Source organism: Bacteroides sp. ZJ-18, from assembly GCF_011038705.2.
GTDB classification, from domain to species: domain Bacteria; phylum Bacteroidota; class Bacteroidia; order Bacteroidales; family Bacteroidaceae; genus Bacteroides; species Bacteroides hominis.
Genome location: NZ_CP072198.1, coordinates 3,415,141 through 3,433,800, shown reverse-complemented (window position 1 = coordinate 3,433,800; position 18,660 = coordinate 3,415,141). Strand labels below are relative to the sequence as shown.

The window sequence follows — 18,660 nt, the reverse complement described above, 5'->3', positions numbered from 1 at the left end:
AAGTTTTAACGAAGAAAGTTTTTAGGCTTTTTAAAAGGGTCCGAAGTTAGTTCTTATAATATGATGATGCTTGTATACTGGCTGTATCAATTTCTTTTCTTTAGTAGTTTTTGTGTGTTTTATTGCTCTATTATATTATAATGTATAGAAATGAAAGAAATAATGGCACGACATTTGTTATATAACAAATAAAGCAAATGATGCATAAGCAAACGATATGAAATGCGTATATTTGCAAGTAAATAATCTCTTAGAAGAAGGAAGAAAAGTATGAATAATCAATTCTCACAAAAAGTTTCCGATATTATCGTATATAGCAAGGAAGAGGCCAACCGCCTGAGAAGCAGCTATATAGGCCCTGAGCACTTATTGCTTGGCATGCTTCGCGATGGTGAGGGAAAAGCAATTGAGATATTGTCTAAGCTCAAAACAAACCTGACCGACATAAAGAAGCAGATTGAGGCCATACTGAAAGAACATGCAGATGACATGCTGCTGCCTGATGCTGACGTTCCATTGTCAAATGGGGCTGCAAAGATATTAAAATTATGTATTTTAGAAGCACGTGTGATGAAAAGTCAAGTTGCAGATACAGAACATGTTTTGCTGGCTATTCTTAAAGATAAGGATAATTTGGCAGCTACAGTTCTTGAAGCCAACCATGTAGACTATCAGCAGGTGTTTGAACAATTGTCGTTACAACCTGATATCAGTGCAGGTATGGGATTCACAGAGGATGATGACGATGAAGATGAGATGAATCAGTCTCGGTCCGCTCATGGAGCGGGTGAACATCAGCAACAAGCACAGACAGCTTCCAGAAAGCCGACAAATGATACTCCTGTGCTTGACAACTTCGGTACGGATATGACTAAAGCGGCCGAAGAAGGTCGATTAGATCCTGTTGTAGGACGTGAACGTGAAATAGAACGTTTAGCACAGATACTTAGTCGTCGTAAAAAGAATAATCCTATCCTGATTGGTGAGCCGGGTGTTGGTAAATCGGCTATTGTGGAAGGATTGGCGCTTCGTATTATTCAGAAAAAAGTGTCCCGCATTCTGTTTGATAAACGTGTGGTAGCGCTTGACATGACTGCTGTTGTGGCCGGAACTAAATACCGTGGGCAGTTTGAAGAGCGAATACGTTCTATTTTGAATGAATTGCAGAAGAATCCGAATGTGATTTTGTTTATAGATGAAATCCATACTATTGTCGGAGCCGGATCAGCTGCCGGATCGATGGATGCTGCCAATATGTTGAAACCAGCTTTGGCACGTGGTGAGATACAATGCATCGGAGCTACTACTCTTGATGAGTACCGGAAAAATATAGAAAAGGATGGTGCTTTAGAGCGCCGTTTTCAAAAAGTGATGGTAGAACCTACTACGGCTGAGGAGACTTTGCAGATTCTTCGTAATATTAAAGATAAATACGAAGATCACCACAATGTAAATTATACAGATGCTGCACTGGAAGCTTGTGTCAAGTTGACAGATCGTTATATAACTGATCGTAACTTCCCTGATAAGGCTATTGATGCATTGGATGAAGCCGGTTCACGTGTACATCTTACAAATGTCAGTGTTCCGAAAGAGATTGAAGATCAGGAGAAACTGATTGAGGAGGCTAAGAACAAGAAAAATGATGCAGTGAAATCGCAGAACTTTGAGTTGGCTGCCAGTTTCCGGGATAAAGAGAAAGAACTTACCACTCAATTGGATGTGATGAAAAAAGAGTGGGAAGAGCGTTTGAAAGATAATCGCGAAACGGTTGATGCAGAAGAAATTGCTAATGTTGTATCTATGATGTCGGGCATACCTGTACAGAGGATGGCGCAGGCTGAAGGTATAAAATTGGCCGGTATGAAAGAAGACTTACAGTCGAAAGTGATTGCTCAAGATGCTGCTATCGAGAAGTTGGTAAGAGCTATTTTGCGTAGCCGCGTCGGACTGAAAGATCCCAATAAACCTATCGGTACTTTCATGTTTCTGGGACCGACAGGTGTCGGTAAAACCCACTTAGCTAAAGAATTGGCTAAATATATGTTTGGCTCTTCGGATGCGTTGATTCGCATTGATATGAGTGAATATATGGAGAAATTCACAGTTTCGCGTTTAGTTGGTGCTCCTCCGGGATATGTAGGATACGAGGAAGGCGGTCAGCTGACTGAGAAAGTACGTCGTAAGCCCTATTCCATTGTTTTGCTTGATGAGATAGAAAAGGCACATCCTGATGTGTTTAATCTCCTGCTTCAGGTAATGGATGAAGGACGTTTGACTGACAGTTATGGCAGAATGGTTGATTTTAAGAATACGGTAATCATCATGACATCAAACGTTGGTACTCGTCAACTAAAGGAGTTTGGCCGTGGAGTCGGATTTGCTACACAAAGTCGCTTAGACGATAAAGAATTCTCGCGAAGTGTAATTCAGAAGGCTTTGAATAAATCATTCGCACCTGAATTCTTAAACCGAGTGGATGAAATTATCACCTTCGATCAGTTATCATTGGAAGCTATTACGAAGATTATCGATATCGAGTTGAAAGGCTTATATGATAGAATAGATTCGATTGGTTATAAGCTGGTTATTGAGGATAAGGCTAAGCAATTCATTGCTTCTAAGGGCTACGATGTACAATATGGAGCCCGTCCGTTGAAGCGCGCAATTCAGGCTTATCTGGAAGATGGTTTATCTGAACTGATCATTTCGGCTGCTTTGAAAGAAGGAGATACAATAACTGTTTCTTTGAACGAAGAAAAAGGAGAGTTGGAAATGAATCATGAAGCCAAAACGACTGAATAGCTAAGTTATTTCCTTTGAGTATACGTCAAAATGTCAGACCTTCGGGTCTGGCATTTTTTTTGTCTGTATCTCTACAAAAAATAATTCGATTTAATAACCAGATAATTAAAAAATACACGTTATTATGCAAAAAGGTAATATTGGAGTTACAACAGAGAACATTTTCCCTATCATTAAAAAGTTTTTGTACAGTGATCATGAGATTTTCCTTCGGGAATTAGTCTCCAATGCTGTTGATGCTACACAGAAGTTGAATACACTGGCTTCTATCAGTGAGTTCAAAGGTGAATTGGGTGATTTGACCGTACATGTTTCATTGGGCAAGGATACTATTACCATTTCCGATCGAGGCATCGGTTTGACAGCTGAGGAGATTGATAAATATATCAACCAAATTGCTTTCTCGGGGGCAAATGACTTTCTGGAAAAGTATAAAAATGATGCTAATGCCATTATCGGGCATTTCGGTTTAGGTTTCTATTCCGCCTTTATGGTTTCTAAAAAGGTAGAAATCATTACCAAATCTTATAAAGAAGGTGCACAAGCGGTAAAATGGACTTGTGATGGTAGCCCGGAGTTTACTCTTGAAGAGATAGAAAAGGCCGATCGTGGAACAGATATTGTATTGTATATCGATGATGATTGCAAAGAGTTCCTTGAAGAAGTTCGTATCTCTGCACTCTTGAAAAAATATTGTAGCTTCTTACCTGTACCTATTGCCTTTGGTAAGAAAAAAGAGTGGAAAGATGGCAAGCAGGTTGAAACCACTGAGGATAATGTAATCAACGATACTACTCCTTTGTGGACTAAAAAACCGAGTGAGCTTTCTGATGAAGATTATAAGAAGTTCTATCGTGAGTTGTATCCAATGTCTGATGAACCATTGTTTTGGATTCATTTGAATGTGGATTATCCGTTCCATCTGACAGGTATCCTCTATTTCCCGAAAGTAAAAAGCAATATTGACTTAAATAAGAATAAGATTCAGTTATATAGCAACCAGGTTTATGTGACCGATTCGGTAGAAGGTATTGTTCCGGATTTCCTTACTTTACTTCATGGAGTACTTGATTCACCGGATATTCCGTTGAATGTGTCCCGTTCATATTTACAAAGTGATTCAAATGTAAAGAAGATCTCGACTTATATTTCAAAAAAAGTTTCAGATCGTTTGCAGTCTATCTTTAAGAATGATCGTACACAGTTTGAAGAAAAGTGGAATGATTTAAAGATCTTTATTAATTATGGAATGCTTACCCAAGAGGATTTCTATGATAAAGCACAGAAATTTGCCCTATTCACAGATACGGATGGAAAGCATTACACTTTCGAAGAATATCAGGCTCTTATTAAAGATAATCAGACAGATAAAGATAAGAATCTGGTTTATTTATATGCCAATAATAAAGATGAACAGTTTGCTTATATTGAAGCTGCCAAAAATAAAGGATATAATGTATTGTTGATGGATGGGCAGTTGGATGTGGCAATGGTGAGCATGCTCGAACAAAAACTGGAGAAATCTCGCTTTACTCGTGTAGACAGTGATGTTATTGACAATCTGATTGTGAAAGAAGATAAGAAAAGCGAAGTGCTTGAAGCCACTAAGCAAGAAGCTCTGACTGCAGCTTTCAAGAGCCAGTTGCCAAAGATGGAAAAGGTTGAGTTTAATGTGATGACTCAGGCATTAGGCGAAAATGGTGCTCCTGTAATGATTACGCAAAGTGAATATATGCGTCGCATGAAGGAGATGGCAAATATTCAGGCTGGAATGAGTTTTTATGGCGAAATGCCGGATATGTTCAATCTGGTATTGAATTCAGATCACAAACTGGTAAAAGAGGTGCTGTCTGACGAGGAGAAAGAATGTAGCGCAGCTATTGCACCGGTACAAGCTGAATTGGATGAAGTGACAAAACGCCGTGATGCACTCAAGAAAAAACAAGAAGGTAAAAAAGACGAAGATATTCCTGTTGCTGAAAAAGATGAACTTAACGATTTGGATAAGAAATGGGATAATTTGAAACAACAAAAAGAATCGATATTTGCAGGATACGCAGGTAAGAATAAGGTTGTTCGTCAGCTGATTGACCTGGCATTATTACAGAACAACATGCTGAAAGGTGAAGCCTTGAATAATTTTGTAAAAAGAAGTATTGAGTTGATTTAGTCTATCACATTTAATTCATATAACATAAATTAAAAGAGCATTGCGCACGATAAAAGTGTCCGTAATGCTCTTTTTTTATTAATAAATGTGCTGTCAGAGTCGATAGATTAGAAACTATTGTATATATTTGAACGTTAAATCAACCATTTACACGATGTTTTGCTGAGCCTTATGAAGAAAGTTTTTTTATTGTTATTTCTCTTTTTACTGTTCTTGCCAATGCTTGTCCACGCTCAGAAAGTTGGGTTAGTATTGAGTGGTGGCGGTGCAAAGGGGCTGACACACATAGGAATAATTCGTGCTCTGGAAGAGAATAATATCCCAATTGATTATATTACAGGTACTTCTATGGGAGCTATTATAGGGTCTCTTTATGCCATGGGATATTCACCTGATGATATGGAGATATTGCTGAAGTCAGATGACTTTAAACGTTGGTATTCTGGTGAAGTGGAAGAAAAATATATGTATTATTTCAAAAAGAATCTTCCGACTCCTGAACTTTTCAATATACGCTTTTCGTTCAAAGATTCACTTAATTTAAAGCCACAGTTTTTGCCAACCAGTGTGGTTAATCCAATTCAGATGAACCTTGTCTTTATCGATCTTTACGCACGGGCAACTGCCACTTGTGAAGGCGATTTTGATAAGTTGTTTGTGCCTTTTCGATGCATAGCTTCCGATGTGTATAATAAAAAACAACTTGTCTTAAAGCGTGGTGATCTTGGAGATGCAGTACGAGCCTCTATGAGTTTCCCTTTTATGTTTAAGCCCATTGAAATAGATAGTTTATTGGCATATGACGGTGGAATTTATAATAACTTTCCTACAGATGTCATGCGAGAGGATTTTCATCCGGATATAATTATAGGTAGTGTTGTTTCTACCAACCCAGGAAAACCGAAAGAAAATGATTTGATGAGTCAGATTGAGAATATGGTAATGCAAAAGACTGATTATTCTCTTCCGGATTCGGCTGGAATATTGATGACATTTAAGTACAACGATGTTAATCTGATGGATTTTCAACGAATGGATGAACTGGTGAAAATAGGATATGATCGGACCATGGGCTTAATGGATTCTATCAAAAGTCGTGTTCATCGTAGAGTAAATATGGATAATATACGACTGAGGCGGTTGGTTTATAAAAGTAATTATCCGGAACTCCGTTTCAAAAATATATATATCGATGGTGCTAATTCTCATCAACAGGTTTACATAAAGAAAGAATTCCATACTTCAGATGATAAAGAGTTTACCTATGAGGATTTGAAACGGGGATATTTTCGTCTATTATCTGATAATATGATCTCAGAGATTATTCCTCATGCAGTTTTCAACCCCGAAGATGATACTTACGATTTGCATTTGAAGATAAAGATGGAAAATGAATTTTCTGTTCGTTTGGGTGGAAATGTGTCCACTACCAGTTCTAACCAAATTTATCTGGGACTTACATATCAGAATCTTAACTATTATTCGAAGGAGTTTACATTCGATGGACAGTTGGGAAAAATATATAATAATGCTCAGTTTATGGCAAAAGTAGACTTTGCCACTACTATTCCTACTTCTTATCGCTTTATTGCTTCGATCAGTACTTTCGATTATTTTAAGAAGGATAAGCTTTTCTCTAAAAATGATAAACCGGCTTTTAATCAAAAAGATGAGCGTTTTCTGAAACTCAAAGTTGCTCTTCCTTTTCTTTCAAGTAAACGAGTGGAGCTTGGGTTTGGAATTGCACAAATAGAAGACCGGTATTTCCAAAATAATGTAATCGACTTCGATAAAGACAAATATGATAAAAGTGAATATCGTTTGTTTGGCGGTTCAGTAAGTTTTAATGGTAGTACATTGAATTTTAGACAATTTCCTACTCAAGGAGCACGAGAGGCACTCGTTGCACAGATATTTACAGGGAAGGAACGCTTTCGCCCTGGGGTGAATTCTGAGAGTAGGAAATCTACCGAAGAGAAACATTCATGGTTACAGTTATCTTATATGAAGGAGAAATACCATAAAATGGGAGCAAATTGGACATTAGGATGGTATCTGGATGCATTATATGCGTCTAAAAACTTCTCAGAGAATTATACAGCTACAATGATGCAGGCCAGTGAATTTGCACCTACTGCACATAGTAAATTAACATATAATGAAGCTTTTCGTGCCAATCAATATCTGGCAGCCGGGATACGGCCTATTTATCGTTTAAATCAGATGTTTCACGTTCGTGGAGAGTTTTATGGCTTTTTGCCGATTTTTCCTATAGAAAGAAATCCAATTAATAAGGCTTACTATGGAAAAGCTTTCTCTCGTTTCGAATATTTGGGAGAAGTTTCAGTGGTATGTCAGTTACCGTTTGGTGCAATCTCGGCATATGTAAATCATTATAGCTCACCGAAAAGGGAGTGGAATGTCGGTTTGACGCTCGGTTGGCAATTGTTTAACTATCGTTTCATCGAATAATTTATTTGCAAAAAAGTTTGCTGAAAGCTTGCAAATTCAAGAAAAGTCCGTATCTTTGCACCCGTTAAACAAAAACAATGGTCGCGTAGCTCAACTGAATAGAGTAGCTGACTACGGATCAGCCGGTTACAGGTTTGAATCCTGTCGCGATCACTTTAAAGTTTAACTAATGGCCGCGTAGCTCAACTGAATAGAGTAGCTGACTACGGATCAGCCGGTTACAGGTTTGAATCCTGTCGCGGTCACTCTAAAAATAACAAACGGTCGCGTAGCTCAACTGAATAGAGTAGCTGACTACGGATCAGCCGGTTACAGGTTTGAATCCTGTCGCGATCACAAAAGAAGGTGTCTTAAAAGGGTACCTTCTTTTTTTGTTATGCCGCCATTAGGATCATACCGGGATCAAGGATCAATGTAAAAATCTGAGGGCTTTTCTTTTTATGCATATAATTTGGCGAGTCTGTACAAGAAAAATGCTTTATCTCTTACTCCTCTGAACTGTGCCCTAAACGCTTTGATTTTAGCATTAAATGATTCTGCTGCTGCATTGGTAGCCCTTCTTTCAAAGAAGTTTATTATATTCAGATAGTGCGTTTGTATAGAGCGCGCTACCCTTCCAAAGGTGAGGAACTCCGATTTGTCTACTTCATCATACCACCTTGCAAGCCTTGTCAAAGCAATATCTTTAAACTTACACTGATGATAGATTGAGCCTAACCGCATGGCCAGATAATATCCCTTCTTTATATCGGGATATTCTTTAAATAGAATCTCGGCCCGTATCCTTTGTGACTGAGTCCATAGCGATTCTTTTTTGTAAAGCAGATAAATACTCCTTGCCAGCAACTGTTTTCTTGTATCTCCATTAGCGAAAACGGGCGCATGATACATCTTTCCGCAGGCCTTTGCGTAAGCAATCTGTATGGACTCTTCGTCCAAAGCCTCCCAGCGAGCTTTCACGCGCATCTCCTGAACAGCTTCATAAGCTAATTTCGGTACATGGAAACGATCTGTAACGCGTTTGGCGGCAGGGAAGCAAGTCCGGGCAATCTGTGCCATATTGGGGGCCATATCCAATGTTATCTCACGTACCTGGTAGCGACGACGACGGGAAAGTTTAAGCAGGACAGAGGTGACTGTACAAACAGCCGTACCTTTAATGATAGCGATAATACTGCCTTTACCACCGTGAGCCTCTTTATTAATCAACACAGTATAGAGTTCTCCACGAGAGAGAGCCACTTCATCAATGCAGACGTAGGCACCAATGTTCTTTTCAAACAAAAGCCAGTTCTCTGCGTGGGCAAGCTGCTCCCAGTGGAGGTAGCCACTTAAATGGTTACGGTATTGACGTTCAAATAAATCCCCGTCAACGCCATATAAAGTACCCAATAACTTGCAGCTGATCGGATAATTATCAATATAGTTCTTTTAAAAAAAACGCAAAATCCTGCGTCATACGAGTACCCTCAGCTAACATGCGCCAGTTACGGCAGATATACTCATTGCTCTTCTTTAATATCCAGCGACGACGGCGAATGTTCAGATACACTTTCTTGCCACGAAGGGGAAAGTCCTGGACAACCACTGGATCATAAAAGCCTTTGCTCTCAGTGCCCTCACCGGCATACTGCTCAGGAACCAGATTCTTCTCTTCAAGGTAAATCACAATCTCATTCACGCTTTCCTTCACATCAACAAGAGCAAAGTAATCCAAGGTGCCTTCAGGAAGAAGAAGGCGATAACCATTTAACTCCATTTTCTATAAATTTGAAGGCAAAGATAAGAATTTATAATTTCACCCCTCAGAGTTATTCATTGATCCGGGATCAACGTAAGTTGATGGACTGTCTTTCTCTTCAAGAAAAACATCAATACGAAGAAGGCTGTGTGACAGAGGAAAGGTCTGGATATACAAACAAAGAGTAAAGTCATTTTTTATGTAACTTTACTCTTTGTTTTCTTATAATGATTTAGTTATTAGCATTTTATATTTAACTCGTTAAGTACGTTTCGAATGGCTTCAAATGTTGTGATACGTGTTGGTACCAGTGGCAAACGAAGTTTATTCTCGATCATTCCCATTGCATTCAACATTGATTTTACTCCGGCAGGGTTTCCGTCTACGAATAACAGGTTAAATAACTCTGTAAATTTATGGTGTATGGTCAGGGCGTTGGCAAAGTCACCTTGCAATGCCAGGCGTGTCATCCTGCTGAATTCACGTGGAAAAGCATTTCCAATAACTGAAATAACCCCTACAGCTCCTAATGTGATTAAAGGGAAAGTAATGCCATCATCTCCGGAAATAACATCAAAATTGGCCGGTTTGTTTTTGATAATATCGTCCATCTGAGTGATATTGCCTGATGCTTCTTTAATTGCTATGACATTTTTGAAGTCTTTAGCAATGCGTAAAGTCGTTTCTGCGGTCATATTAACCCCTGTCCGACCGGGAACATTATACAATACAATTGGAAGCTCTGTAGCGCCTGCAATTGCCTTATAATGTTGATAGATTCCTTCCTGTGAGGGCTTGTTATAGTAAGGAACCACGGATAAGATGGCATCCACTCCGGTGAAATCATCATTTTTGAGTGTTTCTACGATAGCTCGTGTATTGTTTCCACCGACTCCTAATAGAATGGGAATTTTTCCGTTGACACGGTCGATTACCATTTTTTTGATTTTCTTTTTCTCGTCTTCGCTCAGAGTTGGAGTTTCGGCTGTCGTTCCCAGCACACACAGAAAATCTGCATTATTTTGAAGCAGATAGTCTACTAATCGCATTAATGCATCGTAATCAACGCTTTCATCCTCTTTGAAAGGAGTAATCAGCGCTACCCCCATTCCTTTCAATCTAGTCTGTATCATGAGTATTAATAATAATCTCTAAATAATTTGCTCGCAAAAGTACGAATATTTTCTTTTTTTACAGCAATAATAATATATAAAATAAGAATATAGCAGAAAAATGTTACAATATAAGCTTTAGAAATTCCTCTTCGTTCATAATTTTAATCCCCAGTTTATTGGCTTTTTCTAATTTAGCAGGTCCCATATTATCTCCGGCCAAGATAAAACTGGTTTTGGCGGAAATACTTCCCACATTTTTTCCTCCATGCTTTTCAATAAGATCTTTGTATTCGTCTCTTGAATGATGGGTAAACACACCACTAATAACGATGGATTGCCCGGCCAATTTGTCAGTATGCTCACTTAGATCTTCTTCCGGTCTGTATAACTGTAATCCTGCTATTTTCAATCGGTCAATTAATTTACGGTTTGAATCGTTTGCAAAATAGTTAAGAATACTCTGGGCAATTTTTTCGCCGATTTCATCGATGCTGACTAAAGTTTCCAAATCTGCATTTTCCAATTCTACTATGTCTTTGAATGATTTAGCTATTTTTTTAGCTACTGTCTCACCTACAAAACGAATGCCTAATGCAAAAATAACTCTTTCAAAAGGAATTTCCTTACTTTGCATAATTCCTCTGATGATGTTTTCCGCAGATTTGTCTCCCATACGATCGAGATTCTTAATGTCATCAGTCGTCAATTGATAAAGATCGGCTGTATTATGAATTAGATCTAAACGATAGAACATATCAACAGTTTCAGGGCCTAATCCGTCTATATTCATTGCTTTCCGGCTGATGAAATGTTCTATTTTTCCTTTGATCTGTGGTGGACAGGCAGTTTCGTTCGGGCAATAGTGGGCAGCTTCTCCTTCATATCTTATTAACTTGCTGCCACATTCCGGACAATGAGTGATGAATTTTACTTTTTCACCGATCATAAAACGGGCAGCAACATCTACGCCTGTGATTTTAGGAATGATTTCTCCTCCTTTCTCTACATAAACCATATCACCTATATGTAGATCGAGTCCTTCGATGATATCTGCATTGTGTAGAGATGCGCGTTTTACGACTGTTCCGGAAAGCTGTACCGGATCAAGGTTGGCTACAGGTGTAACAGCTCCGGTTCTTCCTACCTGGTAAGATACTGTATTCAGGCGAGTGAGTGCCCGTTCAGCCTGAAATTTATAGGCTATTGCCCAGCGTGGAGATTTGGCAGTGAATCCAAGATTTTTTTGTTGTTTGAGACTGTTAACTTTCAGTACGATTCCGTCTGTAGCAACATTTAAGTTTTTACGTTCTACGTTCCAATAATTAATAAAATCGAATACCTCCTGTAATGTTTGGCATTTACGCATTAGAGGAGAAATCTTGAAGCCCCATTTAGCCGCTTCTTGCAAGTTTTCATAATGTCCGTCAGTAGGCAAATTATCGCCAAGCAAGTAGTAGAGGTAGGCATCCAGTTTTCGGGAAGCCACGATTGCTGAGTTTTGTAATTTTAAAGTTCCTGAAGCGGCATTTCTGGGATTAGCGAAAAGAGGCTCTTCACGGGCCTCTTTTTCCCGGTTTAGCTCTTCGAAAACTTCCCATGGCATTAGGATTTCTCCACGGATTTCGAAAACATCCGGATAATTATTTCCATGCAGAACAAGAGGGATACTCCGAATGGTTTTTACGTTGTCTGTTACATCGTCTCCTTTTTCGCCATCGCCACGGGTTACGGCACGGATAAGTTTACCATTTTCGTAGGTCAAAGAGATCGAGGTACCGTCATACTTCATCTCGCAACAGATCTCAAAATCTTCATTCAATGCTTTTCGTACTCTGTCATAGAAATCGGTTACTTCATTCTCAGAATAGGTGTTTGACAATGAAAGCATTGGGTATTTATGAGCTACTTGAGTAAAGTTTTTATTGATATCGCTACCTACACGCATAGTAGGTGAGTTTTCATCTTTATATTCTGGATGTTCCTGTTCCAAAGTCTGGAGTTCTCTCATTAAGTCATCAAATTCTTTGTCGGAGATTTCCGGAGCATTCAGCACATAATAGTTGTAATTATGTTGATGGAGTTGGATTCGAAGCTGATCTATTTTTTCTTTTACAGTCATATATTCTTTAGATTGTTTTAGGCAAAAATACAGGTTTCTCTTCGAATATTTGTACTTTTGCGAAAAATTAAAGATTATGCGTATCGATATTATAACAGTATTGCCCGAAATGATTGAGGGTTTCTTCAATTGTTCTATTATGAAACGGGCTCAAGACAAAGGGCTTGCTGAGATTTATATTCATAATTTGCGTGATTATACAGAAGATAAGTATCGTCGGGTAGATGACTATCCTTTTGGTGGATTTGCCGGTATGGTGATGAAGATAGAACCTATTGAACGATGCATTAATGCTTTGAAAGCAGAACGCGATTATGATGAAGTGATATTTACTACTCCGGATGGCGAGCAGTTTGATCAGAGGATGGCCAACAGTTTATCATTATCTGGTAATCTTATTATCTTATGCGGGCATTTTAAAGGTATTGATTATCGTATCCGGGAGCATCTGATAACGAAAGAAATTAGTATTGGAGATTATGTTCTGACTGGTGGTGAATTGGCTGCTGCCGTGATGGCGGATGCTATAGTGCGGATTATTCCGGGAGTAATTTCTGATGAACAGTCTGCTCTTTCTGATTCTTTTCAGGATAATTTGTTGGCAGCTCCTGTTTATACCCGTCCGGCAGAGTATAATGGTTGGAAGGTACCTGAAATCTTGCTTTCAGGGCATGAAGCCAAAATTAAAGAGTGGGAACTTCAACAATCGTTGGAGCGCACCAAAAGACTTCGCCCCGATTTATTGGAAGACTAATTCTTATTGTATGTAAAAAAGAATGTCTTGTCTTTTAGCAAGACATTCTTTTTTTATGAAACTATACTATTAATAATGGAATTTGTTTTCATGGAACTTCTCTATTTAATACCAGAATTTGTCTAACTTATTCCGGGATTAACAGAGAAAGGAATATCCATGTTTGAATAACTTTTTTATGGCTAATTGTGACGAAGGGCTATTATCTGTTTGTTACTATACCTCAAGTGCACCTATAATTTCAGAAACGGACTTGCATCCATGTCTTTCCAGGTAATCATTTATACCATCTATTACTTTGATGGTGATAGCCGGATCTATGAAATTTGCTGTACCAATCTGTACAGCTGAAGCCCCTGCAAGCATGAACTCGACGGCATCTTTCCAGTTCATGATACCTCCTAATCCTATGATTGGAATATTTACCGCTTTAGCAACCTGCCATACCATCCGTAATGCTATTGGTTTTACAGCTGCTCCCGACATACCTCCGGTTACGGTTGAAAGTATGGGACGTCTGCGTTCAGCATCAATAGCCATTCCCAGTAATGTATTAATTAATGATACACTATCGGCACCATTAGCTTCAGCTGCCCGTGCCATTTCGGCTATATCGGTAACATTGGGGGAAAGCTTAACGATAAGTGTCTTTTTGTAAGCAGAACGAACTGCCTGAACAACTTCTGATACTCCTTTAGTTGTTACTCCAAAAGCCATACCTCCTTGTTTTACATTAGGACATGAGATGTTTAGTTCGATAGCAGGAATTTTGTCAAGTTCATTAATAATCTCTGCCGTTTTTACATAGTCTTCAATAGCCGATCCGGAAACATTCACAATCATATGGGTTTGAATGTCCTTAATACGGGGATATATGTGATCAGAAAAATATTTCACACCCTTATTTTGCAGTCCTACAGCGTTTAACATTCCGGAAGGAGTTTCAGCCATGCGCGGATATGGGTTACCTTCACGCTTGTGAAGAGTAGTACCCTTCACAATGATACCGCCTATTCGCGTTATATCAATAAAATCTGCAAACTCTTCACCATATCCAAATGTACCCGATGCTGTCATTACGGGGTTCTTCATTTGTAGTTTACCAATATTTACACTTAAATCTGCCATAATAGTTTATTTATATTAAAAACCGGACCTTCTTTACAAACGCACAAATGCCCTTCTGTAGTATTCTCAACACAACAAAGACATGCACCTATGCCACATGCCATTGTATTTTCCAATGATACTTCACAATTGATATGATTAGCTTTGGCATATTTGGCTACTGCCATCATCATGGGCTTGGGACCGCATGTATATATCTGTTCGAAGTTTATTTTATTTAATATAGAATGTTGAGTGACATATCCTTTTTCGCCATAACTGCCATCTTCTGTTGTGGTGTAAACCTCTCCGTAAGCGGTAAACTCTTCCAGTTGGAGCAGATCTTTGTCGCTACGTGCTCCTAAAAGGAATGTTGGTTTGCTACCGCTTTTGAACAGCTGCTCGCCTAAATAAAGCATAGGAGCTGTCCCTACACCTCCACCTACTAATAGTAACTTGTCAGAAGGTGTTTTAGGCATTGTGAAACTGCTTCCAAGCGGGAGTACTACATTTATTATATCTCCTTGAGCGGCTTGTGCAAGGCGTTTTGTTCCATCACCGATGAGTTGAATCAGAAACCATACTTCGTTACGTTGTCTGTCTACATAGTTAATAGAGATAGGGCGGCGCAGGAAGGTGGTAGGTGAACCATCCACCCGAATTTCCGCAAACTGTCCCGGTAGCATATCCGGGAGGACGGACTGAGATGTCAATTTCAGCAGAACATAATTAGAATGCAATCTGAGATTCTCAGTTACTGTCAGATCTAAAATAAATTTTTTCATGTATTGTGAGTAAATTCGTATTCGTGTTGCAAAGATACGGGAAATTGTGCAAACAGTGATTTATCTGTCTTATTTTTCTCCTCTGAATGTCTCGTATGTATTATCATCGAAGAAAATTCTTATTTCAGTGATTTTTCTGGAAGGCTTTTCTATATATCTAATTTCCTGTTTTACAATCTCTTTATGGGATGTTTCGGGGCTTTCTAACGCTATTTCTCTGCGATTTTCCGGAGCCATCGTCTCATTGGACGGAATTATAGCATTCTCAGCAAATAAAGAAGGCTGAAAATCGGAAGTCGGTTGAATGGTTTCTTCCGACATATTGCCGTGCCCATATAATAACCATTCCAAATTTACATAATTATATTTTTGATGTACTTTCATGATAACATCTAAACTGGGATTGTTGCGGCCATTCAAAATGTGCGAGAGAGTGGATTGTTGGATACCTATGCTTTCAGCGAAAGCACCGGAAGCCATATTCTCTTTTTCCATGATCATTTTAATCCTATCTTTTATTTCCATATCCTTTGAAGGTTTTACAAATGTATGACTTATATATTAATTCACAAAAGTAAATGAAATATTTACTAATGCACAAAAGTAAAAAATAAAAATCACAAAAGCAAATTACAAATACATAATTCATATTTTACTATTGTAAACGCAAGATAGGACTTCCTCTTTAATTCTGTTTGTATTGCCTATACAGTCGTAACAATATATAAAGTATTACTTTATATAGATATTATAATATATTGATTTATTGTAATATGTATCTATGAATTTTATCTTGTGTTGCTTGTTTATTACAAATGTGTCCATATTTTCATGCATTAGTTGAATATTTGATTGATATATATTTTTTTTCTTATTGATTATTCTGTCATTAGCATGTAAAAAAGGAAATGTTAACTACTCCCCTATTACATCTACAAATGTAAATACACATATGTAATGTCGTCTATTTACATTTGTACTATATTTATTTGCTATACAAAAATGATATTATTACTTTTGTAAATCCATATAAGGGCTATAGTCCTTATTCACAATTGTCATATTGTATCGTTATATATGCAACAAATAGCATGGGAGTTGCTTTTGTCTTTATGCCTATTGGATATAGAATATAAAGAATAGCGTGTCATCATACCTTACATTTAGGCTATAATGCCAAATTTTTGCGTTATTTCCGTATGGTTGGTTATCCAAATGAAATTATTCGATTCTGAGGAAGTCAAATATTACCTAATTATTTGATATATAGAAGAATATGCTTGTTTTTTGATATATATTTTTTTTATATTCTAGAAAAATGAATCTATACATAGAGAAATAGCATTATGATATAATTTATACTACTTTAGATAGCATTATGATGAAGCATTAGCACCATATCACACCCATATAGATGATTGATAGGAATCAGTATAATCACAATTTTATTATATGGGATATGTTATCTTCTTTTTGTTGATTTTTATATTGTTCTATTGGGAGTATACTTATTCGCCCCATGCAAAATCTGTTTTCTTTTAGAAGAAACAGAATACTATATTTAAGTTTTATATGTATGGTAGAGACAGGGAAAAGAGTGTAAAATTGATGTGAAGAATAAAGTGGATAATTATAGGAAAGTATATTTCGGATTATGAGGATATATTTACTCCCCATACACATATTTTATACCGGCAAAATATATGCATATAGGGAGTAGATTTAAAGTGGATTGTTTTTAATGAAGAATCTTGAAGACCAACTCGCGGAGGATGTCTCCATCACTAATTGAACCATTGCCCACACCTTTCGATTTAGCATCTGCATATCGTATTTCTCCTACAATTTGCATTGTTTTTACTCCACTGTATTTTCGCATTGCTGCCAGATAATCGCGAGCTTGCCATGGGGTTTTTAGTCCTAACATTGTGGCTACTCCTTGCTCTGATTTATCCGGTGCATAGTACGCTAACATAAGATTTGAGTAGAAATTAAATAGTAAAGAAAGTGTCATCTGTATCGGGTTTGTTTTAGGATTTTCCTCAAAGTATTTTATTATTTTATTAGCTTTGAGTATATCTTTCTCAACCAGTGCACTACGCAATTCAAAGTTATTATAGTCTTTGCTAATTCCTATGTTTTTCTCTATCTGTTCAGGTGTGACACGTTTTTGACCACTGGGTAATGTAATAATTAGCTTTTCCAGTTCGCCTGTTAGACGGCTGAGATCAGTCCCTACAAAATCGGCCAACATCGCAGTGGCTTTGGGTTCCATATCTATGCCTTTACGTTTCATGTACGAACTGATAAATGCAGGTAGTTGCGCCTCTTTTATCTTTTTAGATTCGAATAGGACACCTGCTTTTTCAACTTCTGCAGCTAATTTTTTTCTACGATCCAAAGTGCCATGCTTATGACAAATGACTAAGATAGTTGAATTTAATGGCTTTTGCAGATAATAAGATAACTCTTCTATATTGCGTATAGCTTGTGCTTCTTTTACTATTACAACCTGATGTTCGGACATCATCGGATAACGTTTAGCGGCATTAATTACGGTTGCTACATCCACATCCGCGCCATAAACCACAGTAAGGTTAAACTCTTTTTCTGTATCCGTCAATACATTGTCGGTGATATAATCGGCTATCAAGTCGATATAATAAGATTCTTCTCCCATCAAATAATAGATGGGGCGATATTGTTTGGCCCTCAATTCTTTGAGGATATCGTCGCAAGTCAGTTCTTGTTTTGCCATATAAATGTTGGTGTGGCGTTACCAGTCGAATTTCAAGTGTTTTACAGTTTTCTTTTCGTCAATAATCATTCGTAATGAAGCAATACCTATCTCTACATGTTCCTCTACATAGTTTTTAGTAACTATATTATCGCTTTTATCGGTTTTCACTCCTTCCGGAATCATAGGCTGGTCGGATACAAGCAGCAAAGCACCGGTCGGAATATGATTGGCAAAGCCACAACTGAATAAGGTTGCTGTTTCCATGTCGACTGCCATTGCACGAGTTTTCTTCAGGTATTCCTTAAAGGCGTCATCATGTTCCCATATACGGCGGTTGGTTGTGTAGACGGTTCCTGTCCAGTAATCGCGTGCATAGTCGCGGATGGCCGATGATACGGCACGTTGTAACATAAATGCCGGTAACGATGGAACTTCGGGTGGAAAATAGTCGTTTGAGGTACCTTCTCCCCGGATAGCGGCAATTGGCAGGATCAGATCACCTATTTTGTTCTTTTTATCAATTCCTCCACATTTGCCCAGAAACAGACAAGCTTTGGGAGAAATGGCGCTTAACAGATCCATGATAATGGCTGCATTGGGACTTCCCATGCCGAAGTTGATGATTGTAATCCCTTCTGCGCTGGCAGATATCATATTGGCATCTCTGCCAAGGATAGGAACATTAAATTTTTCCGCAAATATTTCTACATACTTGTTGAAGTTAGTCAACAGGATATACTCTCCAAAGTCTTCCAGATTACGTTTGGTGTAACGGGGCAGCCAATTAGCTACGATTTCTTGCTTTGTTTTCATAAGATTCCATTAAATTTGTGCTTCCAATAACAGGAAGCC

General features: G+C 38.1%; 13 protein-coding genes and 3 tRNA genes. 7 read left to right on the top strand and 9 right to left on the bottom strand.

Annotation, left to right across the window (positions count from 1 at the left end; translation table 11 throughout):
* Positions 1 to 270: 270 nt before the first annotated feature.
* The 6 genes from G7Y45_RS13770 (at position 271) to G7Y45_RS13745 (ending at position 7,783) form a co-directional block, all read left to right on the top strand.
* The gene (locus G7Y45_RS13770) at positions 271 to 2,805 is read left to right on the top strand and encodes an ATP-dependent Clp protease ATP-binding subunit (RefSeq protein ID WP_032530164.1); all 2,535 of its coding nucleotides are present in this window, start codon (positions 271 to 273) and stop codon (positions 2,803 to 2,805) included.
* 124 nt (positions 2,806 to 2,929) lie between these two features.
* The gene (gene htpG / locus G7Y45_RS13765) at positions 2,930 to 4,975 is read left to right on the top strand and encodes a molecular chaperone HtpG (protein WP_032537076.1); all 2,046 of its coding nucleotides are present in this window, start codon (positions 2,930 to 2,932) and stop codon (positions 4,973 to 4,975) included.
* A gap of 219 nt (positions 4,976 to 5,194) precedes the next feature.
* Entirely contained in the window at positions 5,195 to 7,447 is a 2,253-nt protein-coding gene (locus tag G7Y45_RS13760) for a patatin-like phospholipase family protein (protein WP_229067051.1), read from the top strand.
* 79 nt (positions 7,448 to 7,526) lie between these two features.
* A tRNA-Arg gene (locus tag G7Y45_RS13755) sits at positions 7,527 to 7,600 on the top strand.
* 18 nt (positions 7,601 to 7,618) lie between these two features.
* Positions 7,619 to 7,692, top strand: a tRNA-Arg gene (locus G7Y45_RS13750).
* Between the two features lie 17 nt (positions 7,693 to 7,709).
* A tRNA-Arg gene (locus G7Y45_RS13745) sits at positions 7,710 to 7,783 on the top strand.
* A gap of 102 nt (positions 7,784 to 7,885) precedes the next feature.
* On the opposite strand, the gene G7Y45_RS13740 is transcribed toward G7Y45_RS13745, so the two are convergent.
* The 4 genes from G7Y45_RS13740 to ligA all read right to left on the bottom strand — a co-directional run bounded on the left by G7Y45_RS13740 (position 7,886) and on the right by ligA (position 12,422).
* Entirely contained in the window at positions 7,886 to 8,839 is a 954-nt protein-coding gene (locus G7Y45_RS13740) for a transposase (protein ID WP_165018068.1), read from the bottom strand.
* A gap of 25 nt (positions 8,840 to 8,864) precedes the next feature.
* On the bottom strand, positions 8,865 to 9,206 hold the full coding sequence (locus G7Y45_RS13735) for a transposase family protein (protein ID WP_033572485.1): 342 nt from the start codon (positions 9,204 to 9,206) through the stop codon (positions 8,865 to 8,867).
* A gap of 221 nt (positions 9,207 to 9,427) precedes the next feature.
* Positions 9,428 to 10,321: a 4-hydroxy-tetrahydrodipicolinate synthase gene (gene dapA, locus G7Y45_RS13730; protein WP_005777861.1), complete on the bottom strand. Its 894-nt coding sequence runs from the start codon at positions 10,319 to 10,321 to the stop codon at positions 9,428 to 9,430.
* A 103-nt stretch (positions 10,322 to 10,424) separates the two neighbouring features.
* Positions 10,425 to 12,422, bottom strand: coding sequence for an NAD-dependent DNA ligase LigA (gene ligA / locus G7Y45_RS13725; protein WP_005777859.1), 1,998 nt, complete (start codon positions 12,420 to 12,422; stop codon positions 10,425 to 10,427).
* A gap of 76 nt (positions 12,423 to 12,498) precedes the next feature.
* On the opposite strand from ligA, the gene trmD reads away from it, so the two are divergent.
* A complete protein-coding gene (trmD, locus tag G7Y45_RS13720) occupies positions 12,499 to 13,176 on the top strand; it encodes a tRNA (guanosine(37)-N1)-methyltransferase TrmD (protein ID WP_005777857.1) in 678 nt (225 codons plus the stop codon).
* A gap of 216 nt (positions 13,177 to 13,392) precedes the next feature.
* Here the strand turns inward: trmD and G7Y45_RS13715 are convergent, their stop codons facing one another.
* The 5 genes from G7Y45_RS13715 to G7Y45_RS13695 all read right to left on the bottom strand — a co-directional run bounded on the left by G7Y45_RS13715 (position 13,393) and on the right by G7Y45_RS13695 (position 18,621).
* Entirely contained in the window at positions 13,393 to 14,304 is a 912-nt protein-coding gene (locus G7Y45_RS13715; protein WP_044299417.1) for a dihydroorotate dehydrogenase, read from the bottom strand.
* Positions 14,292 to 15,068, bottom strand: a complete 777-nt coding sequence (locus tag G7Y45_RS13710; RefSeq protein WP_005806253.1) for a dihydroorotate dehydrogenase electron transfer subunit — start codon at positions 15,066 to 15,068, stop codon at positions 14,292 to 14,294. The genes G7Y45_RS13715 and G7Y45_RS13710 overlap by 13 nt, the downstream gene beginning before the upstream one ends.
* A gap of 69 nt (positions 15,069 to 15,137) precedes the next feature.
* Positions 15,138 to 15,593, bottom strand: coding sequence for a helix-turn-helix transcriptional regulator (locus tag G7Y45_RS13705; protein WP_005806250.1), 456 nt, complete (start codon positions 15,591 to 15,593; stop codon positions 15,138 to 15,140).
* Positions 15,594 to 16,806: 1,213 nt separating this feature from the next.
* On the bottom strand, positions 16,807 to 17,826 hold the full coding sequence (gene holA, locus G7Y45_RS13700) for a DNA polymerase III subunit delta (RefSeq protein ID WP_005777846.1): 1,020 nt from the start codon (positions 17,824 to 17,826) through the stop codon (positions 16,807 to 16,809).
* A gap of 18 nt (positions 17,827 to 17,844) precedes the next feature.
* Entirely contained in the window at positions 17,845 to 18,621 is a 777-nt protein-coding gene (locus G7Y45_RS13695; RefSeq protein ID WP_005777845.1) for an AMP nucleosidase, read from the bottom strand.
* Positions 18,622 to 18,660: the final 39 nt, after the last annotated feature.